The organism is Alistipes sp. An31A (assembly GCF_002159425.1).
In the GTDB taxonomy this organism is placed as follows: Bacteria; Bacteroidota; Bacteroidia; order Bacteroidales; family Rikenellaceae; genus Alistipes; species Alistipes excrementigallinarum.
Map to the genome: position 1 here is coordinate 287494 of NZ_NFIO01000001.1, position 23021 is coordinate 310514.

Below are 23021 nucleotides of genomic sequence, written 5' to 3' on the forward strand. Positions count from 1 at the left end.
GTCCGGGGAGGAGGCTTTTTTTGTGGCGTTATGCAATGCGTGGCGGACCGCAGAGGGCTTGGCTTGGAGGGGGGTAGGGTTGCCCGGGAGTTGTTCGGGAGTCGTCCGTAGGTGGCTCGGGAATCACCCGGGAGCCGCCGCGGAGAATTCGGACAGGGCGTCCGGTGCGGGCTCGGAGAGGACAGGATAGGACTTGGCCCCCCTGCCCGGAATGTGCCGCGGCGCCTATATGCGCTCGTAGTAGCGCTTGGCAAGGCCCCCTTCGGAGGTCTCGCGGTAGAGGCTCGGCAGGTTGTGGCCCGTCTCGTTCATCACCTCGACCACCTTGTCGTAGCTGACCAGATGGGCTCCGTCGGAGAGCGTGGCGTAGATGTTGGCATCCAGAGCGCGGGCCGCCGCAATGGCGTTGCGTTCGATGCAGGGGACCTGCACCAGTCCGCAGACGGGGTCGCACGTCAGTCCGAGGTGGTGTTCGAGCCCCATCTCGGCGGCATACTCGATTTGCGAAGGGGTGCCGCCGAAGAGCTGGCAGGCCGCAGCCGCAGCCATGGCGCAGGCGACGCCCACCTCGCCCTGACACCCTACCTCGGCGCCCGAGATGGAGGAGTTCGTCTTGGCGATGTTGCCGAAGAGCCCCGCCGTGGCCAGCGCCCGCAGGATGCGGATGCGCAGGAAGTCGCGCGAGGTGGCCAGGTGGTAGAGCACCGCCGGAACGACGCCGCTCGAGCCGCACGTCGGAGCCGTGACAACCGTACCGCCGGCGGCATTCTCCTCGGAGGTGGCCAGCGCATAGGCGTAGATTTTTGCCCGCGACTTGAGCGAGTCGGTGTAACTCTTCGACTTGACCCAGTAGGTGCTCGCCTTGCGCGCCACCTTCAGACCGCCCGGCAGCACGCCGTCGTTGTTCAGTCCGTTCTGGATGGTCTTGCACATCTGCTCCCAGATGGTGTCGAGGTAGTCCCAGATTTCGGGCCCCTCGCAGTCGTTGACATACTCCCAGTAGGTCTTACCCTCGTGGTAGCACCACTCCTTGATGGAGTTGATGGTCGTCAGCGGGTAGATGCTGCGCGGCTCCTCGCGGGTAGTCTCCTCGTTGGCCAGCGCGCCGCCGCCAATGCTGAAAATCGTCCAGCTGTCGATGACCTTGCCCCCGCTGAGCGCCTCGAAGAGCATGCCGTTGGGGTGGAAGGAGAGCACCGTCTCGGGGCGCCAGACGATTTCGGTCGGCGCGATGGGCTGGAGTACCGAGAGGATGGCCACGTCGGTCAGGTGGCCCTTGCCCGTGGCGGCGAGCGAGCCGTAGAGCGTTACGCGGAAGGCGTCGGCGTGGTTGCCGCGTGCGGCGAACTGCTCGGCCGCCTTCTTGGGCCCCATCGTGTGGCTGCTCGAGGGGCCGTTCCCGATTTTGTACAACTCTTTGAGCGATTCCATTTCTTCGTGTGTTTTCCGGCTGCAAAGATACGAAAAGGCGGGGGCAAAAAGCCATGCGGGGTGCGAGATTTTTGCCGGGCCCGACCGCCTGTCCGGGAAGGCGACGACGGTGAGGGGCAAAAGTTGTGCCCGAAGGCGGGCTTTCGCCGGGGAAGCAGCTGCTTGCCGCGGCGGAGAGGGTGGTGTCGGAAAGGGGGGAGAGCCAGTGGGCGCGTCTTCTTTCGACACAGCGCCGCCTCGCTCTGTCTCAGCCCCAAAAACAGTGCGGCCGGAGTTCTCCTGCTGGAAAAACTCCGGCCGCCGGCCTGGTAGCCCCACCGCGACTCGAACGCGGATTTAGGGTTTAGGAAACCCTCGTTCTATCCCTTGAACTATAGGGCCCTGCAAAACGATTGCGGTGTGCTCCTCCCGCATTGGGGCGAAGCGCACCGCAAAGATAGTAAAATATTCCGGCTTTCAGAAACGGAAGTTCAGACCGAGCGAGAAGGTGTGGGCGCGGGCCGTGTAGTTGCCCGAGAAGTCGGTCGTTGCCTGGGCGGCGCCGACGCCTGCCAACTCGAGCACCGAGTTGGTGTAGGGGTAGGAGCCCGTGCGCTCGGGGTCGGCCGAGTTGACGTAGCCGTAGGCCAGGTCGATGTCGAGCCAGCGGGTCGGACGCAGCGTCAGACCGACCGTGTAGGCCAGCTTGGTCATCGAGGGGGTCTCGGGATTGAGGTAGTCGCTGCTCACGGGGCTCTCGTCGACGTACATACCCATGCGCGCCGTCAGAAAATCGCAGACGCGGTACTGGCCGCCGATGCGGACCGCCAGCGTGTTGGAGTAGTTCTTGTCGCTGGCCAGCGTCATGACGGTCGTGTTGTCGGTCGGATTGACGAGCTCGACGTCGAGCCGGTCATAGGCGCTCCAGAGGACATACTGCAGGTCGACGGCAAACTCCCACTTCGGCGTCGGGCGGAAGCTGACGCCCCACGTGAGCGAGGCGGGGAGCGGAAGTTCGGTCTTTACCACGGCCGAGGAGAGGTTCTGCAGCGTGGAGAACTGGGGAGCCTGGAGCAGCTGACCGAGAATCTGACCGATGGCGGGGTCGTCAATCGTCTTGAGGGCGATGGAGCCCGAGTTGACCTTCATGCGCAGCTTCGAGCGGTAGGTGAAGCCGAGCGACCACTGCTCGTTGATGTCCCACATGATGCCGGCGTTGACGCCGACGGCCATCTTGGCGTCTCCCTTGAGAGCGAGCGACATGAGGCTTCGGTCGCCGGCCATCTCGAAGATGTTGGGCAGCGTCGGCATGGCCGTCTGCAGCGCCCCCATGAGCAGTTGGTTCTGGGCGTTGTCGGCCCCGACGGGGAGCAGCGAGCGCGAGAGGTCGAACGTACCCCAGGTCATCATCAGACCGGCGCCCACCGAGATGTGCTTGCCGATGCGGAAGCCGACGGTCGGCTGGAGGTTGTAGGCCGAGAGGTTGATGGACTGCACCAGATGGGCACCCGCCCAGTTGTCGCCCCAGTTCATCGAGGAGCCAAAGGGGGTGTTGAAGGCCAGACCCACCGACATCCAGTCGAGCGGCTTGTAGTTGATGTAGGCGTAGAGGGGCGTCGAGATTTTGTTGTCCGAGGTGAAGTGGCGCTGGGGCGTGGCGCCCGTGTAGTCGGGCAGCGAGGTGTAGGTGGCCTTCGAGGCGATGCCCGTGATGCCGACCGAGATGTCGAATTTCGATTGCTGGAAGGCAGCGGCGGCAGGGTTGAACCACACGGACTCGGAGTTGAGCTTCATGGCCGTACCGACGTGTCCCATACCGTTCTGCTTCGAGGAGAGGTTGTTTACCTGGTATCCTTCGGCCGAGGCCGCGAGCGTTGCCGCCGTGGCGGCCAGAAGGAGGAGGACTTTTTTCATGTCAAATGGTTTAGGTTAATACTTGGCGGGCCCTTGCGGGGCGCGCAGCAACGGCGGCAAAGGTAGGAAAACAATCCGTGCGCCCCAAAGAAATTGGTCGGAAAGTCTTAGAAATTGGAATAAACGGTAGAACATTGGCCGGTATGTCGGGTCGGACGACCGGCGTGGCTGCTGCCGCAATTGATTGTGCCGGGACAGCGGGGCGGCGGGAGAGCGGCAGGACGGCAACAGGGTAAAGACGGGCCGCGGGCGGGGTAGGCGAGGTAAGAGGGGTAGGAGGAAGCACACGCTCCGCATCGGAGCGGCCGTGTGGGGTAACGGAGCGGCTGCGTTCCGCATCGGGGCGGCCGGGCAACGTCTGAGTAAAGGTACGGACAAAGGCAAGGGCCGCACTTCGGTGTGCGGCCCTTGTCGGAAAACTTGCTGCCGCCGCTCCGGCGGGGAGGGCGGGGCTTCGGCTATTTGCGGCTGTTGTAGGCCTCGAGCGCCTTTTCGAGCAGGAAGAGGGCGCGCGTGAGGTCCCGCTTGTTCAGCACGTAGGCGATGCGCACCTCGTTGCGGCCGTAGGCGGGGTCGGAGTAGAAGCCCGAGGCGGGGGCCATCATGACGGTCTCGCCCTCGTAGCTGAAGTCGCTCAGACACCAGGCGCAGAAGTCGTCGCTGTTCTCGACCGGCAGGCGGGCCACCGTGTAGAAGGCACCCATGGGGATGGGGGAGTAGACGCCCGGGATGCGGTTGAGCCCGTCGATGAGGCACTTGCGCCGTTCGATGTACTCCTCGTAGACTTCGGCGCTGTAGGAGCGCGGCGCATCGATGGAGGCCTCGGCGACAATCTGCCCCAGCAGCGGGGGCGAGAGGCGCGCCTGGCAGAACTTCATCACCGCGTCGCGCAGCTTGCGGTTCTTGGTGATGAGCGCGCCGATGCGGATGCCGCACTCGGAGTAGCGCTTCGAGAGGGAGTCAATCAGTACGACGTGCTCCTCGATGCCATCCAGATGGCAGGCAGAGATGTAGGGCGACCCCGTGTAGATGAACTCGCGGTAGACCTCGTCCGAGAAGAGGAAGAGGTCGTAGCGCTTCACCAGGTCGCGGATGCGGTCCATCTCCTTGCGCGTGTAGAGGTATCCGGTGGGGTTGTTGGGGTTGCAAATCAGGATGCCGCGCGTGCGCTCGTTGATGAGCCGCTCGAATTCGGCGATGTCGGGCAGCGCAAAGCCCTGCTCGATGGTCGAAACGACGGGGCGGATGACCGCACCGGCCGAGATGGCAAAGGCCATGTAGTTGGCATAGGCCGGCTCGGGGACGATGATTTCGTCGCCCGGGTTGAGGCACGACATAAAGGCGAAGAGCACCGCCTCGGAGCCTCCCGTGGTGACGATGATTTCGTCGGGCGAGAGCTTGATTTGGTACTGGGCGTAGTACTCGACCAGCTTCTCGCGCAGCGAGCGGTAGCCGTCGCTGGGGCTGTATTCGAGCACCGTGCGGTCGATGTGGCGCAGTGCGTCGAGGCCGACCTGCGGCGTGGGCACGTCGGGCTGGCCGATGTTGAGGTGGTAGATTTTCGTGCCGCGCGCCTTGGCCGCTTCGGCCAGCGGCACGAGTTTGCGGATGGGCGAAGCCGGCATCAGCTCCGCACGTTGGGAAATGGGTGGCATCGTTCGTGTTGCTCGTTTTGTCCTCCGGCAGCGGCGTAAGGGGGCGCGGAAGTGCGCCTTCGTGCCGAGTCGGGGTAAATCATTAACCTGACCGTCCGATGGTGGGGGAGTGCGCCGTGCCGCGGCCTTTGTTGGGAACGCGTGCACGGGCAGCAGTCCGATACCTGTCGGATTGAGCAAAGATAGGACTTTTCGCGCGAAAGCGGAAACCGGGCCCGCAAAATTGTCGTGCAGGGTGCCTCTCCGGGCTCAGTTGCAGCGAAATAATGGCACCGGAGATTTGGCGGAATGGAAAAACCGTACTATTTTTGTGCCCGGAGAGATGGCAGAGTGGTCGATTGCGGCGGTCTTGAAAACCGTTGAGCTGCGAGGCTCCGGGGGTTCGAATCCCTCTCTCTCCGCCAAGGGGGCTGGACAAAAGCCCCGAAAATCCCTGTAAGCAGCTCACTTACAGGGATTTTTGTTTTTGCCGGGTGGACAGATGAAACACCCCGCGGCAGCCTTTCGGGTGGCAAAACGGTGCCGCCGCCGTTTCCCTGCCACCGCAGTCGGGTTCTTATTCGCTGATTGTCTGCATTTTGCATGCCTTGATTTTGCGCGTTGCCACGTAACTTTACCACCGTAAAACACAAGAGTCATGTATCCGGAAACAACATCCCTGAACATCTCGTTCTACATCCGTCGGACGAGACCGAACAAGCACGGGGAAGTCCCCGTCTGCGTGCGCATCACGGTCAACGGCCAGCGCACCGACACCACCATCCACAAGAGCATCCGACCCGAGTTGTGGGATGCCAAACGCAGCCGGGCCTCCTCGCGTACGGCACTGGGCAAAAACCTCAATCTCTACCTCGAAAACGTCCGGGCACGCCTCGTTTTCGTCCACCGCGAACTGGAGTTCGAACAGCGACCCTACACCGTCCACGACGTGCTGGAGCGCTTTCTGGGGCGCCGCACCTCGAACCGCCGCACGCTCCTCAAGCTCTTCCGCGAGCACAACGAGAAGTGCCGCCAGCTGGTGGGCATCGACATGGCCGAGGCGACGGCCGGGCGTTACGACACCTGTCTGAAGCACACGCTCGCCTTCATCCGCCACACCTACCGCCGCGACGACATCGAACTGGAGCGGGTCGACCGTCGCTTCATCGAGGATTTCGGGTTCTTTCTGAAGACCTCATGCGGCTGCAGCCACAACACGACGATGAAGTATCTGGGGAACTTCAAGAAGATCATCCGCCTGGCGCTGTCCCGCAAGTGGATGGAGGAGGACCCCTTCGCCGGGATGCGCTTCAAGATGCAGCCCGTGCGGCGCGAGATGCCCGAGAAGGCGGAGATCGACCGCATCCTGCACAAGGAGATCACCATCCCGCGGCTGGCGCTGACGCGCGACATCTTCATCTTCTGCTGCTTCACGGGGCTGGCATTCTCGGACATCAAGCAGCTCGCACCCGAGCACATCGTCACCGACATGCAGGGCCACCGCTGGATCCGCAAGCCGCGTCAGAAGACCGGCAACATGTGCAACATCCCGCTGCTGAAGATCCCCGAGGAGATCCTCAAACGCTACCGCACCGATCCCGAATGCCTGGCGCACAACGTGCTGCTGCCCGTGACGAGCAACCAGAAGATGAACGTCTACCTGAAGGAGCTGGCCGACATTTGCGGCATCCGCAAGAACCTCTCGACGCATTGCGCGCGCCACTTCTTCGCCACCTACACGCTGGCCCACGGGGTCTCGATCGAGAGCGTGGCCAAGATGCTCGGCCACTCGAACACCAACATGACGCGTCACTACGCCAAGGTGCTCGACCAGACCATCCTGCGCGAGATGAGCAAGTTGCCCGAGGAGTTTTAATCACCGCCGGTATGGAGACGATTGGATATCGGGGATCAATCACAATCGATCGCGGGCGCGTCATCCTGCACCGCAACGCCGGGGGCGAAGTATGGCTCGCACAGCCGGAGATCGCCCGCCTGTTCGGAGTCTTCGAGGCGGCCGTACGGGCCAACATCCGGGCCATCTACCGCTCGGAGGCATTGCGCCGGGGGCCGACACAGCGGATCGTCCACGGGGTGGAGTTCTACAACCTGGAGATGATTGCGGCGCTGGCCTTCCGACTGCGGAGCCTCGAGAGCGAGGCCTTCCGCCGCTGGCTGCTCCACCCCGCCGCCCCGCACCTGAGGTTGGTGGAGCTTCCCGACGAGACCGCGCCCGCCAACTGACCGGTCGGGGCGGGACGACCACGATGAGCCGTCCAGCCGTCCAGCCGCCGGGGCCCGCTCCCGGAAGCGGCCATCTCTCCCCTTCCATCGGCCGGCCGCCCCACCGGGCCCCGCAGCCGGTCTTGCGCACACACTAACGACGCCTCAACGGACGCTGTCTTTCCAACTGAAGGCGGCGTCCGTTCGCATTTGCAAGGCCGTTTTGCGACCGGTTTCAAAATTGCCTAAACGACAAAAAATTGCCTAAACGACAAAAACAAATCTTTCCGACAAAATTCACCTCCCGAACCGCACAAAGACGCGGAAATTTCGATTTTTTCACCTACCTTGCATACTCACATAAAAAAGAGCCATATGAAACAGCTTTACCTTTTGCCCCTGCTTGCCATCCTTGCCCTTACGGGCTGCAAGAAGGATGATGATGCCTCCCGTCCCGGGAACCTGACCATCGAGAAGACCGAATACACACTCGACGCCGACGAGGAGCGGACCGCAACGGTCGCCTTTACCGCCGCGGCCGACTGGACGCTTTCGGTCGTGTACGATGATGCCGAATCCTCGGCCGACTGGCTGACCGTCACGCCCACGAGCGGTACGGCCGGCGAACAGACCGTCGAACTGTCGGCCACCCGCAATTTCCGGGCATCGGCCCGCACGGCCTATGCCGATCTGGCCTGCGGGGAACAGAGCGTGCGGCTGACCGTCACCCAGACGGCGGCATCCGGCGATACGGATTTCACCGCCCAATTCGACCCGGACTTTGCAAAGGAGCTGCAAAAACAGGGTATTATCGCCGATGCGGGAAATATCACGCCGGAGGATATGGAAAAGATTGCCGCAATCACCTCTCTGGACGTTTCAGGGACTGAAGATGCGCCCGGCGCCCTGACCTCCCTGCAAGGAATCGAGTATTTTGAGTCGCTGACGGAGTTGGAATGCCGATACAATCAGTTGACGTCGTTGGATGTGAGCCGGAATACGGCACTGATGGAGTTGGAATGCCAATACAATCAGTTGCCGGAGCTGGATGTAAGCGCGAACACGAAACTATGGTTGTTGATCTGCTCCTCCAATTCGATGGAGACGCTGAACGTGGGCGCGAACACGGCACTGACGTATTTGTATTGCAACTACAATGAGTTGACGACGCTGGACGTAAGCCGGAACACGGAGCTGATGTATTTGTCCTGCTTTAACAATAAGTTGACGGAGCTGGATGTACGTGCGAACACGAAGCTGGCGGATTTGTCCTGCTCCAACAATTCGTTGACAGAGCTGGATGTGCGTGCGAATACGGAACTGGAGATGTTTGACTGCTCCAACAATTCGTTGACGGAGCTGGATGTAAGTGCGAACACGAAACTGGCGTGGCATTTCTACTGTTATGGCAATCAGTTGACGGAACTGGATGTGAGCAACTGCACGGCGCTGGAGGTGCTGTTTTGCCACGATAATCCACTAACGTCGCTGGATTTGAGCCGGAATACGGCGTTGACGGAGTTGCAGTGCAGCAACAATCAGTTGACGGAGCTGGATTTGAGCCGGAATACGGCGCTGACGAAGTTGAGATGCTTCGACAATGAGTTGACATCGCTGGATTTGAGCCGGAATACGGTGCTGACTGATTTGTACTGCGGTAACAATCAGTTGACGTCGCTGGATGTGAGTCAGAATACGGCGTTGACGGAGTTGTCCTGCTTCTCCAATGAATTGCCGTCGCTGGATTTGAGCCGGAATACGGCGCTGACGCTGTTGGACTGCAGCTACAATCCCGGAGACGGGGTTTCGAGCTTTCCGGTAACGGCCTGGTTCGACAATGAGACAGTGCCGGCAGGTTTGGATGTATACTCATCGAGCTGGTGGTACGACGACAAGAACATCACCATCGACTTCCGAAAGACGGAGTAACGGCGCCAGTTTCTGTAACCACACTATTATTAACTGATTGCAAAAACCTGTCCCATGAAGACCCCCAAACCGCTTTACTGGCTGGCCCTCACGGCCGCCCTTGCCCTTGCCTTTACGGGCTGCAAGAAGGATGATGACGCTTCCCGTTCCGGGAACCTGACCATCGAGAAGACCGAATACACACTCGACGCCGACGAGGAGCGGACCGCAACGGTCGCCTTTACCGCCACGGCCGACTGGACGCTTTCGGTCGCATACGACGATGCCGAATCCTCGGCCGACTGGCTGACCGTCACGCCCACGAGCGGTACGGCCGGCGAACAGACCGTCGAACTGTCGGCCGCCCGCAATTTCCGGGCATCGGCCCGCACGGCCTATGCCGATCTGGTCTGCGGGGAGCAGAGCGTGCGGCTGACCGTCACCCAGACGGCGGCATCCGACGCTACGGATTTCACCGCCCAATTCGACCCGGACTTTGCAAAGGAGCTGCAAAAACAGGGTATTATCGCCGATGCTGAACATATCACGCCGGAGGATATGGAAAAGATTGCCGCAATCACCGAACTGGACGTTTCAGGGACTGAAGATGCGCCCGGCGCCCTGACCTCCCTGCAAGGAATCGAGTATTTTGAGTCGCTGACGGATTTGGAATGCGAATACAATCGGTTGACGTCGCTGGATGTAAGTGCGAACACGAAACTATGGTTGTTGAGCTGTTCCAACAATTCATTGAAGAAGCTGAACGTAAGCGCGAACTCGGAACTGATAACTTTGCACTGCGAGGAGAACCAGTTGACGGAGCTGGATGTAAGTACGAACACGAAGCTGTCGTATTTGTACGGCAATGACAATCAGTTGACTTCACTGGATATAAGTGCGAACTCGGAGCTGACGTATTTGTACTGCTATGACAATCAGTTGTCTTCGCTGGATGTAAGCGCGAACCCGGAACTGATAATAATTTGGGGCTCCAACAATTCGTTGACGGAGCTGGATGTAAGCGCGAACACGAAACTGACGCATTTGTACTGCGATAGAAACCTGTTGACGGAGCTGGATGTAAGCCGGAACACGGAGCTGACGGGTTTGATCTGCTCTAACAATCAGTTGACGGAGCTGGATGTACGTGCGAACACGAAACTGACGGATTTTTCCTGCTCCAACAATTCGTTGACAGAGCTGGATGTACGTGCGAATACGGAACTGGAGATGTTTAACTGCTCCAACAATTCGTTGAAGGAGCTGGATGTAAGTGCGAACACGAAACTGACGTGGTATTTCTACTGTGGTGGCAATCAGTTGACGTCACTGGATGTGAGCAACTGCACGGCGCTGGGGAAGCTGTATTGCTACGATAATCAACTGACGTCGCTGGATGTGAGCCGGAATACGGCGCTGACGAATTTGGTGTGCTACTCCAATCAGTTGACGGAGCTGGATGTGAGCCAGAATACGATGCTGACGTCGTTGCAATGCCACTACAATCAGTTGACCACGCTGGATGTGAGCCGGAATACGGCGCTGACGCAGTTGTACTGCTCCTACAATCCCGGAGACGGGGTTTCGAGCTTTCCAATCACAGCCTGGTTCGACAACGATACGAAACCGGACAATTTGGAGATTGACCGCGAGCAGTGGACGTACGACGGCAAGAGCATCACCATCGACTTCCGAAAGGCGGAGTAATTCCGCCCCACGGTCTACCCGTTGACGCACGAAAGGCGGTCCGGAATACTCCGGGCCGCCTTTTTGGGGTTCGGACGCAGTCCTGCTGCCGCTTCCCGCCATCTGTTGCCTTTGCTGCCACGGAGCCGGATTTGCCGCCGGCTGGGCATGGTCGGGGTTGACCGGCACACGCCGCCCGCCGCCGGATTGGGCCGAAGCGGCACCCCGGAGCAAATGCCCGATGTACGATTCCCTTCAAGATTTGCCTAACCCCTTTTTGTCCCGAATATTTGCATATAAGCTCTCAAAGTTTTTCTTTTGTAGGGGTTATCGGTTTGCTTGACCGTTGCCTGTCGTTGCAGTCCGACAGCAGGGTGCTCTTCCAACCGATACCCCTTATTGGAACATCTTTATATTTGAATTTATGCAACCTAATGGATGGGGATTTCTCCGCGAAACGAGACAAGCGGCAATCAAAGCTGGCATAGATAAGGATACCGGGTTACATCGAACCGGGATGGAAGATTATTTGGCAGTCATATTTCTGGAGATTCCGCCTTCGGAATGGTTCCATGACAAGACCATTGAAAGGTCAAGCAGACGCATAAGGCCGGACTATCGATGCGAAAGGTTGAAACTCATGATTGAGTTCGATGGAGTTCAACACTACCAGAAACCGGAACGAATCAAGGCCGACGTCGAAAATCAACGCCTCTATGAGGAGCTGGGATATAAAGTTGTCCGGATTCCCTATTTCATTCAGTTGAGTAATGATGTGGTTCGGCAAATGTTCGGCAGAGTGATTTCGGAACCATTGTTCGATGACCGCACCATCGATGGGCATCAAAGAGGGGAATACGCCGGCCTATTGCAGCCCTGCGGGTTTGAAAAGAATGGCAAAAGAGTTTCATTGCTACCCCAGTCAGTACCAAACAAACTTGGAAGCCCTGATAGCTGCCGACGATGAATATCTAACAGGGGCATTGTTGCTTAAAGAGGAATATGACAGGATTTGATAGGATGCCGTCCAATACGAAATGCCCATAATCGAACCTACAAAAAGGGCCGGTCTCCCGTAAGGGGACCGGCCCTGCATTTGCTTCGAAGCGAACGGCTACACGAAGCGTCCGTTGTCCAACGGCGTGAGCTCCTCGAGCACCTGCTTGATATGCTGCTCGCGCGAGCGCGGGCAGAGCAGTAGCGCATCCGGCGTATCGACTACGATATAGTCGTGCAGCGAATCCACCACGACGACCTTCTCCGCCGAGGCGGTCTTGACCAGACAGCCGCTCGTGTCGTAGAGCTTCGAGAAGGGTGGTGTGACGTTGCCGTCGTCGTCCTTTGCCGAGAGTTCGTAGAGCGAGCCCCACGTTCCGACGTCGTTCCACCCGAAGTCCGACCCGCGTACGAAGACGTTGTCAGCTTGTTCCAGCACCCCGTAGTCAATCGAAATCGAGGGGCAGCGGGCATAGATTTCCTCCACGGCCTGCCGTTCGTCGGGCGAGGCAAACGCTGCGGCCCGCTCGGCAAAGAGGCCGTAGAGCTCCGGAAGGTGGCGTTCGAGGGCCGCGAGGAAGCTCCGCGTCGACCAGATGAAGATGCCGGCATTCCACAGGTAGTTGCCCGCCGCCAGATAGCTCATGGCAGTCTTCAGGTCGGGTTTCTCGCGGAACGATGCGACCGGGGAGATTTCGCCGGCGGCTGCGGTCTGGATATAGCCGTAGCCCGTATCGGGACGCGAGGGGCGGATGCCTATGGTCACCAGCGCGTCGCGTGCCTCGGCGAACTCCATGCAGGAGGAGATGTTGCGGCGGAACTCCTCCTCGTCGAAGATGAAGTGGTCGGACGGTGCCACGACCATCGTCGACTCGGGCTGCAGCGCCCCGAGGCGGAAGGCCGCATAGGCGATGCAGGGGGCCGTATTGCGCCCGACGGGCTCGCACAGCACCTGCTCGGGTTGCAGTTCGGGGAGCTGCTCGAGCACCAGCTGCCGGTAGGCGGCATTCGTCACCACGAGGAAGTGCTCCGCCGAGATGAGCGGTGCAAAACGCTCGAACGTATGGCGGATGAAGCTCTTCCCCGTGCCCAGAATATCGAGGAACTGCTTGGGAAGATGGCGTCGGCTGGCCGGCCAGAAGCGGCTGCCGATTCCGCCGGCCATGATGACACAGTAGCGATTGCTGGCTGCCATGGCTCTGCCGGTTTATCGTTCGGCCCGCATCGGGTTCTCCAGGAAATCCTTGTAGGCAAGGCGGATACCGTCCTCGAGTTCGGTCTTGTAGGTCCAGCCCAGTGCCGTGGCCTTCGAGACGTCAAGCAGCTTGCGCGGCGTGCCGTTCGGCATCGAGGGGTCCCAGCGAATCTCGCCCGTATAGCCGATTACCTTGGCAACCAGCTCGGTCAGCGCCTTGATGGTCAGCTCCTTGCCCGTGCCGGCATTCACCGTCTCGTTGCCCGAGTAGTTGTTCATCAGGAAGACGCAGAGGTTGGCCAGGTCATCCACGTAGAGGAACTCGCGCAGCGGGCTGCCGTCGCCCCAGCACGTCACGTAGGGAAGCCCCTGCACCTTGGCTTCGTGGAAGCGGCGGATCAGTGCCGGCAGCACGTGGCTGTGCGTCGGGTGGTAGTTGTCATTCGGACCGTAGAGGTTCGTCGGCATCACGCTGATGTAGTCCGTACCGTACTGGCGGTTCAGAAACTCGCAATACTTCAGACCCGAGATCTTGGCCAGCGCATAGGCCTCGTTCGTCTTCTCGAGCGCCGAGGTCAGCAGGCACGACTCCTTCATCGGCTGGGGCGCCATGCGCGGGTAGATGCACGACGAGCCGAGGAACTCCAGCTTCTTGCAGCCGTTCTGCCAGGCGGCGTGGATGACGTTCATCTCGAGAATCATGTTGTCGTACATGAAGTCGGCCAGCGCGCTCTGGTTGGCTTCGATGCCGCCGACCTTCGCCGCAGCGAGGAAGACGTACTCGGGACGCTCCTCGGCAAAGAAGCGCTCGACGGGCTCCTGACGCGTCAGGTCCAGTTCCTTGTGCGTACGGGTGATGATGTTCGTGTAGCCCTGACGCTGCAGTTCGCGAACGATGGCCGAACCCACCATGCCGCGGTGTCCGGCTACATAGATTTTTGCATTCTTCTCCATCATAAGACTTTCCTCCTATTTTACGATGCCCTTTTCGAGGTACTCGGCCAGGTTCGTGCGAATCTCCTCATCGGCACGCTCGATGGCCACCTTCGCCATATCGGCATCGACCATAATCTTTACCAACTGCTCGAAGCTCGTCTTCATCGGGTTCCAACCCAGCTGGGTCTTCGCCTTCGTCGGGTCGCCCCAGAGGTTCACGACATCCGTCGGACGGTAGAAGTCGGGCGACACCTCGACCAGCACGCGGCCCGTGGCCTTGTCTACGCCCTTCTCGTCGGCACCCTCGCCCACGAACTCCAGCTCGATGCCTACGTATTTGAAGGCAAGATAGCAAAATTCCCGGACTGAGTGCTGCACGCCGGTGGCAATGACGAAATCCTCGGGCTTCTCGTTCTGCAGAATCAGCCACATGCACTCGACGTAATCCTTCGCATAGCCCCAGTCGCGCAGCGAAGAGAGGTTTCCGAGGTAGAGCTTGTCCTGCTTGCCCTGGGCGATACGGGCCGCCGCGAGGGTAATCTTGCGCGTCACGAAGGTCTCGCCGCGGCGCTCCGACTCGTGGTTGAACAGGATGCCCGAGCAGCAGAACATGTTGTAGGCCTCGCGGTACTCCTTGACAATCCAGTAGCCGTAGAGCTTTGCCACGGCATAGGGGCTGTAGGGGTGAAACGGGGTCTTCTCGTTCTGCGGGACCTCCTCCACCTTGCCGTAGAGCTCCGAGGTCGAAGCCTGATAGATGCGGCAGGTTGAGGCCAAACCGCAGAGGCGCACGGCCTCGAGGATACGCAGCACGCCCGTGGCATCGACATCGGCGGTGAACTCCGGCGCATCGAACGACACCTGCACGTGGCTCTGGGCCGCAAGGTTGTAGATTTCGTCGGGACGCACCTTGCTGACCACCTGGATGATGCTCATCGAGTCGCCGAGGTCGGCGTAGTGGAGGTGGAAATGGGGCTTGCCTTCGAGGTGTGCAATCCTCTCGCGGTAGTCGGTCGACGAGCGGCGGATTGTGCCGTGGACGTCGTATCCTTTCGACAGCAGAAGTTCAGCCAGAAACGAACCGTCCTGGCCCGTGATTCCGGTGATAAGCGCAGTTTTCATATCTTTCTGATTGTATGTTTATTGTTTCTTTTGCTGATGCTTGCGTCGGCGCTCCTGCCAGAGCAGCCGCGGCAGGGAGCCGAGAATCCCGGCGCAGCGCGAGAGCTGTTTGCGGGGCTCCTTGAAGATTCGGTGGACGAACTCCAGATGGCAGCGAATCATCCACTGGGGCGCCCGCGAGACGTCGGTTCCGCTGAAGAACTTGAAGGCGGCTCCGACGGCAATCATGACGCCGCGATGCAGATAGGGCTTCAGCCGGCTCATGAAGAACTCCTGCTTGGGGGCTCCGAGGGCCACCCAGATGATGTCGGCACCGTCGGCCTCCACCATGCGGGCAATCTCCGGGTAGTCGAACTCCTCAACCTTGCGGAACGGCAGTTCGATGAACTGCATCTGCGCCACATCGGGATTTTCCTTCATTAGATTGGCCTTCAGACCGTCGAGAATCGCCTGCGAGGTACCCATGAAGAGCATCCGATACTTGCGGCTGCGGATGATGTCCATGAAAATCTGACAGCCGCAGTACTGCTCGAAACGCTTTCCGTAGAGCCATCGGATGTAGAGCGGAACGTAGCTGCTGTCGCAGATGGAGAACATGCCGCCGTTGACAACCTTGAGATATTCGGGGTCCCGGTTTGCAGTATTGAGAATCACGCCGTCGGCCACACAGATGTAGCCGGCTTCGTTTTTCTGCAACTGACGCGCAATGCTTTCGTGTACGGCCTTCTTGTCAAACTCGTAACGTATGTTGAAGTAGTATTCCATAGCGTGGAAAGATGGTCTTTAAGGACATTTTGTTTGGGTCACGCTTTTTTCAACCCCAGAAGTCTGCCTCCCAATGCAAACAGCCACTCCTTAAGTTGGGCCACAATGAGCGATGAGAAGAAGACCAAGGGTACAATTATAAAAAAGTATTTTCCAAATTGGGATTGATTGACAAAGTAACGATCCAGGAAATAAGGATAGAATATCCTGTCAAAAATATAACAACATAAATACATATCAAGCGATAGCAACGAGACGCGCTTCAAAACGGCGGTCGTCACATGGTTCTTAATATCCACTTTGTACAAGAGAAGAAACATCAAAACTGCTATAATAGTTCCGAATACGCCATTAGAACCTCCAACAATTTGAATCATTGTATGGTTCTTAACAAAGAGCATATTGAAAATCGGGTTGATGGCACATACAAGAATAATGACTGCAATTGCCCCCCATACCTTCTTGCCAGTCAATCCTGGCTCATATTCACGGATATATGATCCAATAAAGAAAAAGGTCAATGGGTATACTTCTTGCCAGAATCCGGGGACGAGATGGAATCCGTAACGATTGAGCAAATCGGGCAAAGCCGTCAATACAAACAAAGTCACTAACAAAGTCTGTTTTTGCCGCTTTGTCGGAATCGCCCTATACATCAAATTCAGGAAAGGAGTTAACAAGTACAGCCCTATCCACATTTCAATATACCAACCATAAGGGATGGCTGAAAAATCCAATATTTTCAATCCCCACTTTAATCCAAGATAAATCCTCCTCCAGCCAGAATTTTCGGAATAAGATAGTAACTACAGAAAAAAACAAATAAGTAATAATTACCCTTATACCCCCGCGATAATACTTCCAATTACACTCTACCTTGTGAGCATTCAAGAAACCAGTCATCATAATGAATAAAGGAACTCCAGTAGAGATAAATAATAAATAAGACATTCCCTGTAGAAACATTCCATGAACATCGAACGCTGTATCTCGGAAAGGTGTATTCAATACAAAAAAATGCCCAGCGATTACCGAGAAAATAGCAACTACACGAATTACATCCAGTCCGGCAATTCGGAGGGGGGAATTTTTCTTGAACTGTTTAGTTTCTGCCATCATTAATTTACTACAATATACTTTTAATTAAATCATTCCACTCTTGATAAATCACCTCTGTGGAATATTCCCTCAAGAGCTTGTCATGCGCCTTCTCACCCAGACGAGTAATCTCACATGGATTATTCCATAGGGAAACAATTTGTTGCTCTAGAGCGTCAACATCTCCCGGAGCGAATAGACGACCGATTGCCGCATCTCCTTCGCCAATAATCTCTGTAAAGCCGCCATGATTGGGCCCTACTGCTGGTTTCCCGAATTGAGCAGCCTCAAGAATAGCCATAGGGAATCCCTCATAGCAACGGCTAGGAATCACCAAAAAACGAGCGTCTTGAATAAAATCCGATAACTCTTTACCCTTCAGATACCCCATAAAACGGACATTCTTCGGCATTTTTACCTCTCCTGGCATTCGCTTGGCTCCAGCGAATCGGAATTGAATATCTGGATGACGGCGAGCCACTTCAATCAGCAAATCGTACCCTTTCTCATAACTCAATCGGCCGACATAAGCAATATAATTACCTAACGTAGCTTGAAAAGAGGGAGAACAAGGAACACTGTTCGGTATAACAACAATCTTTCCGGCATCAAATCCGTCTTGTATCAACTTCTGCCGCTGAAAACCGGTAATACAAGCAAACCGATTAACGCATTTGCGATAGGCTCCCGAATATCGAGCCACCGCATTGCGCGCCGCATATCCAACCGATTTCAACAGGGAGTGCTCGCAATTATAACGTACACAGCCCCATTCGTTGCCTCGCTCCAGGCACAATTCGCAAGGTTTTCCATCCCGCATGAACAAGCCCGTGGGGCAGATCAAACGGAAGTTATGGACGGTCATCACAACCGGGACACCCGCTTTTTTGCACTCAAACAGAGCAGCCGGAGAGATAAACGGATAGAGATTGTGCACATTGACGACATCCGGGCGCTCCTCCTTCAAAATCCGGCGCATCTCCCGAACCCCTTTCGGGCTGTATAACCCAGCCACGAATCCATGCATCTTTCCCATCAGCGAATCCCGACTATCAGCTGTCGACATTCTCAACTGCACAACCTGATGGCCGTGCTCGGCCCACATGGCTGCCATCTGATCGACAACGGACTCCTCTCCCGAGTATTTTCCGTAATCGTTATGAACCAGTAAAATCTTCATGGATAAAATCACTTTGCTTTATATCTCTGGTATCATCAATCTTTTGAGATGGATTCCCAATTATTATCGAATAATCAGGAATATTCCCTATGATAATGATCTCCTCTCCAATTATACAATATTTACCGATTGTAAAGATGATTGCTTAGTACCAATAAACATATAATTTGCTATTGAGACAAATGCATGAGCTTTAGATAAATCTTGTTCATCCAATACTTCCAGAACATTCTGAGCCTTTGCACAAGTCAAAAAAGCCAATCATGCATCAGTACAATAAGTTTCACAGAGGAAACTCAATAATCAATAAGTTCTTGAAGAATCAATATGAGTTGAAATATCAATACACGCGGAAAATCAATCAAACTTAACTCCGAATAATTTATAAACTTTAACAGTCAAAATCATATATAAGTAATTGCTTATCCCCCAACAACCAAATGCTAAAGTCGGAAAGAAATAGATAACGTATCATTATTAATACCTTGAGATTATAATATGCCTTATCTTAGAAGGGCAGAGTGCCAATAAGAAAAACATCATTAATCTAATATTAAGTGGATTATAATACAATCCAATCATTACTTCTCGAATGGTCTCCCTGCGTTCCCCAAATCGAATTGCAACAGATGCCCTCATTCTGTGCCAATGAGATATGTAATGCCTCAATCCAATTACAGACGGATGAGATTTGTATAGCTGCAATAATGATTTCCCGACTGGATCATTTCTATCTTGTCGCCGTGGGGGCAAATGGGTATAATCATATCCTTCGCCTAAATTATAAATGGCTAATGGCTTATTACAGAAAGCAATCTGACCTTTAATAGAAAGTCTTGCCCATGTAAGCAAATCTTCACCGGATGTGACACCAACCGGGAAACCTCCGATTGCCTGAATTACCTGTTTTCGCACCATGATAGATATGGAGCAAATTGGAGGATTGGAACAACTGGCAACTTCAAAATAATTGGTCATGATTCCAGTCTCTCCTACAAATGGCAACTTGTGAATAATCGTCGGCGTTACGTTTCCTTCAGCGTCATGAAATTCATAATTGCAGGCAAAAACGCTACATTCTGGATATTTCAGGGAAAGTTGATATTGTGTAGCCAAATACTCGGGCTTCCATTCGTCATCTGCATCCAGGAATGCAATCAACTCTCCCTTTGCTTCTTCAATTCCTCGATTCCGAGCGGCAGAAACACCGGCATTCTGTTGATGAATTAACCGAATACGATTATCCTGGATTTTTTCAACCTCGGCTATGCTGTTATCCGTAGAACCATCATTAACGATTACAATCTCATAATCGGTGAATGTTTGATTTAAAACGGTCTGTAGTGTAGATGCAATGCTCTTCTCTTTGTTATAAAGAGGAATTACAACGGATATCTTGGGCATGGTTAAATGATTGAAATTTCTTTGCCAACACGGAATTGATGACTTGCTGCCCTTCAGCATTCAAATGGATAGGATCAAAAAGCAAATCATATTTCTCTGAGAATTCCGGATTCAAATCCCAATAGTAGACGTAGGTTGAATCAACCTTGCTTTGGAGATAAGAGATGAACTTTTGATACTTCTCGGGCTCATATTCGTTCAAAATTTGCGCAATCGGGGTATTCACCAATATCGTAATGATTCCTTTTTGTCTCAACAACGTCAATGTATTCTCAAAGTCCGTCATCAAGTCAGGTTCGAAAGCGATATGTCGCTGTTTCCCATCCTTTATTTGTTGACGCAAATTTTCTACATCGAGTTTGCCTATTTTATAATTGCTCCAATCTTGTCTCCATCCCCGAATGGAACTATTCAAGAGAGCATCCGAGTACCGAGTCGAACAAAAGAGTTTATGCAGCCAGTAATCATAAGCAGAGGTCGATTCTCTGATATAGGAGTCAATAGCTTTATTATCCATAAAAGGATAAAACAACTTATAGGAATTCTGACTCAAACCCTTTCCCGTAAACATGAACTGATCGACTCCATAAATCACATATTTCAGGGAATCACTATAGGGCAGCGACAGAAAATGCTTCAACATGACATAGCGATCAGCTACATTGACTCCTTCCCGGCAATACTTCGAAACCTTTACTCCGGTTTCGCGCTCAAACTTGGATTTATCAACAGCCAGCATCAGATGAGAATGTCCCAGAAACAGCACTTCCGAATGTTGGTTCAATCCAAAATAACAATATAATCCTTGGTTAATTATAAGCCCGAGTCCTCTGTCAATACCAATAAACAAGAAGAACAGCAGCACTATCTTGACAATCGTTCTCATGTGTCAGAATTGGAAATAGACGAATTGGTCGCTGGATACCCCAAATAAACAGATTCCAAATATCAGCAGCATATACTCCAGACTGTACTTTTGAGGAAGCTTCTGCTTATACATCAAATACTCTCGAACAATAAAAAGTACCAACAATACAACTGTCAATAATGTACTAAACGTTGAACTCCCCCAGTTGATTGGCGAGATAATATCCGTACAAATCGTACATATAACATTCCACGCCGTTGCACTGTCTTCAATCCGGAAAAAGATCCAGGCAAATGTCACCAAAATAAAGACCAACACCTGATTGAGCAAATTAGGATGCTTTATCTTGCAGAAGTGCTCGATCAAGTAAAGCACGGCGTGTATCAATCCCCACAATACAAATCCCCAGGTTGCCCCATGCCATATGCCGCTCAACAGAAAGACCGTTGATATATTCAGAATCCATCGAGCTTGTTTCACCCGATTGCCACCCATTGAAAAATAGACATATTCGGTAAACCAGGAGGTCAATGAGATATGCCACCTGCGCCAGAATTCTTTAATTGTGTTGGCAAAATAGGGGAAATTGAAATTCTTCATAATATCGAATCCCAGAATCTTGCCACTACCAATTGCCATATCGGCATACCCGCTGAAATCACAATATATCTGGAAGCTGTAGAACAAGGCCGCTAAAGCCAACGTACTTCCAGTCTGTCCTGTAGGAGCTGCATATACCGCGTTTACATATTCGGCCAATCTGTCGGCAATAACAACTTTCTTGAATAGCCCCCAGATAAACAAGCCAATACCCGAGAAAACAATTTCTGAAGTGATAGCGGTCGGTTGTTTTAATTGGGGTATTAAGTTCCGGGCCCGTTCAATAGGGCCAGACAATAGGGTCGGGAAAAAGGCGATGAACAAGGCTACATTCAACAGATTCTTTTCCTCTACAATTTTCCCTCTATAAATATCAATGGTATATGACAACGCCTGGAACGTAAAGAAGGACAAGCCAACAGGTAATATAATGGAAGTGTCAATAATATAGGCATATTTGAAAACAACCAGAATGGCCAAAGACAACACAATACCGACTGTTACTGGAAGCTTTGCATTTTTATGCTTTTGCTGGGCATATGAAATCCATCGACCACACCCATAATTTACCAATGTCGTATAGACAAGCAAAAGAACAAACCATATATGCAGTTGTGCATAAAAGACATACGACGCAATAAGCAGTATAAAATTTCTGATTTGCAACGTCTTGGTTCGATTCGTCAACAATACAAGAACAAAGACGAGGCTTAAAAAAAAGATATATTCAGGTGAGTTAAAAAACATGACAACTACCTATTATTTGTTTTGTACTTTGCCATCATTCCTAACATCATTCCATAAAAGCCACATGGATAAGATATAGTAGCCATGGAATAGTTGATTACATTATCGGTCATCATCGTCAATAAGACGCCAGCTATTGAAGACCCAGCAACGATTGCGCACATTCTAATACCTTCGTGATATTTATGATTCTGATAAACGACAAAACAATGGAAAATCAAAAACAGAAAACTACACCCAAATAGGATTAGTCCAATCAAACCATTATCACATAGCATCTGAACATAGTCGCTGTGGACGATTCGAATTGTTCCGAACGGATGTCGAAGGGCATAAAATGTTTCTTGCAGATTTCCCGTTCCCGTTCCTATTAGCTCTCTACCATGATAAAACTGATCCAACGACCATTCCCACATGGCAAAACGCCCATTAGAATCAATATTATCTGTCGAAAAGTCTCCACTTTGCAATTGTATAGCACTAACACTACTTTCATCAAAAAACATTTTTTCTCTTACAGAGGGGATTGCAAAAACGGCTACTATAAACAATAAGAGGAATCCGAAAATTATCGGTAACGACTTGAATCTATATTTAAAAATAAAAAATACCATAAAAGCCAATGTTGTTCCCATTATACTGGTTCGAAACACCCATAAAAGACAGGGAAGAATGAAGAGAATCGTATAATAAATATTTCTCTTTTTATGATGAGTCCCTTTGGTATAAGAAATCAATGCCAAAGAAAGCATACACATAGAGATATAATTAATTGCTTCTGCAGTTCCATACCAAAATACTCCAGGGACAAGTTTTCCTATAAATGGAATAAAGGCAAACGCAATTGATATTAAGGCTACCGTCCGTGCTCCTAGTCCTGCTTTGAGAAAAACTTCAGTATCCCGCACTGCTGCAGATGCAAACAACATAATCAGCAACGGGTAGATGTATTTCAGAATTACACGGAACCCGTATCCAGGAGCTGGGCTATAGGTCAAACCTATGACCAACCAGAGAAGGTAAATCACGTAAACGGCAGTTGCCGCAGTCCATTGAACTCTGCGTTTGCAGATAAATAATAACCCCAGCAGGCAAAAAAGTTCCAATACAAATAACCGGACTGCCATCAAGTCCAATCCTCCAGGAGCCGAAAATGCCAGCAGACCCGTCGAGAATGTTAATATCCAGAACCGTTCGGGACCATCCAGCCACATTCGTCGGTGTTTATCCATTGGATAGCTCATCGACCCCGAGGAGGTCAGCCACCGATAACCAACAATTGTGATGATCAAAAAATATAGATAATTCAGAACGTACATATTCTCGACAATGAGT

19 protein-coding genes and 2 tRNA genes are annotated in these 23021 nt (G+C 53.7%); 6 read left to right on the top strand and 15 right to left on the bottom strand.

The genetic code is table 11. The features are described 5' to 3' along the window. Positions 1–225 precede the first annotated feature (225 nt). From B5F90_RS01300 to B5F90_RS01315, 4 genes are all read right to left on the bottom strand, one after another. Positions 226–1431 carry an L-serine ammonia-lyase, iron-sulfur-dependent, subunit alpha gene (locus B5F90_RS01300; protein ID WP_087360283.1) on the bottom strand — a complete coding sequence of 402 codons (1206 nt, stop codon included), beginning with the start codon at positions 1429–1431 and terminating at the stop codon, positions 226–228. A 306-nt stretch (positions 1432–1737) separates the two neighbouring features. Then, positions 1738–1812 (bottom strand) — tRNA-Arg (locus tag B5F90_RS01305). Positions 1813–1887: 75 nt separating this feature from the next. Further along, on the bottom strand, positions 1888–3324 hold the full coding sequence (locus B5F90_RS01310; protein WP_087360286.1) for an outer membrane protein transport protein: 1437 nt from the start codon (positions 3322–3324) through the stop codon (positions 1888–1890). Between the two features lie 458 nt (positions 3325–3782). Continuing rightward, the gene (locus B5F90_RS01315; RefSeq protein WP_087360289.1) at positions 3783–4979 is read right to left on the bottom strand and encodes a pyridoxal phosphate-dependent aminotransferase; all 1197 of its coding nucleotides are present in this window, start codon (positions 4977–4979) and stop codon (positions 3783–3785) included. 316 nt (positions 4980–5295) lie between these two features. On the opposite strand from B5F90_RS01315, the gene B5F90_RS01320 reads away from it, so the two are divergent. The 6 genes from B5F90_RS01320 to B5F90_RS11100 all read left to right on the top strand — a co-directional run bounded on the left by B5F90_RS01320 (position 5296) and on the right by B5F90_RS11100 (position 11742). Then, positions 5296–5383 (top strand) — tRNA-Ser (locus B5F90_RS01320). A 233-nt stretch (positions 5384–5616) separates the two neighbouring features. Then, positions 5617–6834, top strand: coding sequence for a site-specific integrase (locus B5F90_RS01325; protein WP_087360292.1), 1218 nt, complete (start codon positions 5617–5619; stop codon positions 6832–6834). Between the two features lie 11 nt (positions 6835–6845). Further along, the gene (locus B5F90_RS01330; protein ID WP_087360295.1) at positions 6846–7202 is read left to right on the top strand and encodes a hypothetical protein; all 357 of its coding nucleotides are present in this window, start codon (positions 6846–6848) and stop codon (positions 7200–7202) included. A 354-nt stretch (positions 7203–7556) separates the two neighbouring features. Next, positions 7557–9110: a BACON domain-containing carbohydrate-binding protein gene (locus tag B5F90_RS01335; RefSeq protein WP_087360298.1), complete on the top strand. Its 1554-nt coding sequence runs from the start codon at positions 7557–7559 to the stop codon at positions 9108–9110. Between the two features lie 54 nt (positions 9111–9164). Further along, positions 9165–10796, top strand: a complete 1632-nt coding sequence (locus tag B5F90_RS01340) for a BACON domain-containing carbohydrate-binding protein (RefSeq protein WP_087360301.1) — start codon at positions 9165–9167, stop codon at positions 10794–10796. Between the two features lie 619 nt (positions 10797–11415). Then, entirely contained in the window at positions 11416–11742 is a 327-nt protein-coding gene (locus B5F90_RS11100) for an RAP domain-containing protein (RefSeq protein ID WP_239307713.1), read from the top strand. A 147-nt stretch (positions 11743–11889) separates the two neighbouring features. Here the strand turns inward: B5F90_RS11100 and B5F90_RS01350 are convergent, their stop codons facing one another. The 11 genes from B5F90_RS01350 to B5F90_RS01395 all read right to left on the bottom strand — a co-directional run bounded on the left by B5F90_RS01350 (position 11890) and on the right by B5F90_RS01395 (position 22900). Continuing rightward, complete coding sequence (locus B5F90_RS01350) at positions 11890–12966, bottom strand: mannose-1-phosphate guanylyltransferase (RefSeq protein ID WP_239307714.1); 1077 nt, start codon at positions 12964–12966, stop codon at positions 11890–11892. A gap of 12 nt (positions 12967–12978) precedes the next feature. Beyond that, positions 12979–13923 carry a GDP-L-fucose synthase gene (locus B5F90_RS01355; RefSeq protein ID WP_087360307.1) on the bottom strand — a complete coding sequence of 315 codons (945 nt, stop codon included), beginning with the start codon at positions 13921–13923 and terminating at the stop codon, positions 12979–12981. A gap of 12 nt (positions 13924–13935) precedes the next feature. Next, positions 13936–15024 carry a GDP-mannose 4,6-dehydratase gene (gmd, locus tag B5F90_RS01360; protein WP_087360310.1) on the bottom strand — a complete coding sequence of 363 codons (1089 nt, stop codon included), beginning with the start codon at positions 15022–15024 and terminating at the stop codon, positions 13936–13938. An 18-nt stretch (positions 15025–15042) separates the two neighbouring features. After that, positions 15043–15789, bottom strand: a complete 747-nt coding sequence (locus tag B5F90_RS01365; protein WP_087360314.1) for a WecB/TagA/CpsF family glycosyltransferase — start codon at positions 15787–15789, stop codon at positions 15043–15045. A gap of 38 nt (positions 15790–15827) precedes the next feature. After that, a complete protein-coding gene (locus tag B5F90_RS11225; RefSeq protein ID WP_262481246.1) occupies positions 15828–16526 on the bottom strand; it encodes an acyltransferase family protein in 699 nt (232 codons plus the stop codon). Continuing rightward, on the bottom strand, positions 16489–16908 hold the full coding sequence (locus B5F90_RS11230; protein WP_262481247.1) for an acyltransferase family protein: 420 nt from the start codon (positions 16906–16908) through the stop codon (positions 16489–16491). The genes B5F90_RS11225 and B5F90_RS11230 overlap by 38 nt, the downstream gene beginning before the upstream one ends. Positions 16909–16915: 7 nt before the next feature. Continuing rightward, on the bottom strand, positions 16916–18067 hold the full coding sequence (locus B5F90_RS01375) for a glycosyltransferase family 4 protein (protein WP_087360317.1): 1152 nt from the start codon (positions 18065–18067) through the stop codon (positions 16916–16918). A gap of 477 nt (positions 18068–18544) precedes the next feature. Further along, positions 18545–19471, bottom strand: coding sequence for a glycosyltransferase family 2 protein (locus B5F90_RS01380; RefSeq protein ID WP_087360320.1), 927 nt, complete (start codon positions 19469–19471; stop codon positions 18545–18547). Continuing rightward, positions 19437–20357: an SGNH/GDSL hydrolase family protein gene (locus B5F90_RS01385; protein WP_239307715.1), complete on the bottom strand. Its 921-nt coding sequence runs from the start codon at positions 20355–20357 to the stop codon at positions 19437–19439. Before B5F90_RS01385 ends, B5F90_RS01380 begins: the two co-directional genes overlap by 35 nt. A gap of 3 nt (positions 20358–20360) precedes the next feature. Next, a complete protein-coding gene (locus B5F90_RS01390) occupies positions 20361–21686 on the bottom strand; it encodes an MBOAT family O-acyltransferase (RefSeq protein WP_087360323.1) in 1326 nt (441 codons plus the stop codon). Between the two features lie 5 nt (positions 21687–21691). After that, a complete protein-coding gene (locus tag B5F90_RS01395; RefSeq protein ID WP_343213188.1) occupies positions 21692–22900 on the bottom strand; it encodes an O-antigen ligase family protein in 1209 nt (402 codons plus the stop codon). Positions 22901–23021 lie beyond the last annotated feature (121 nt).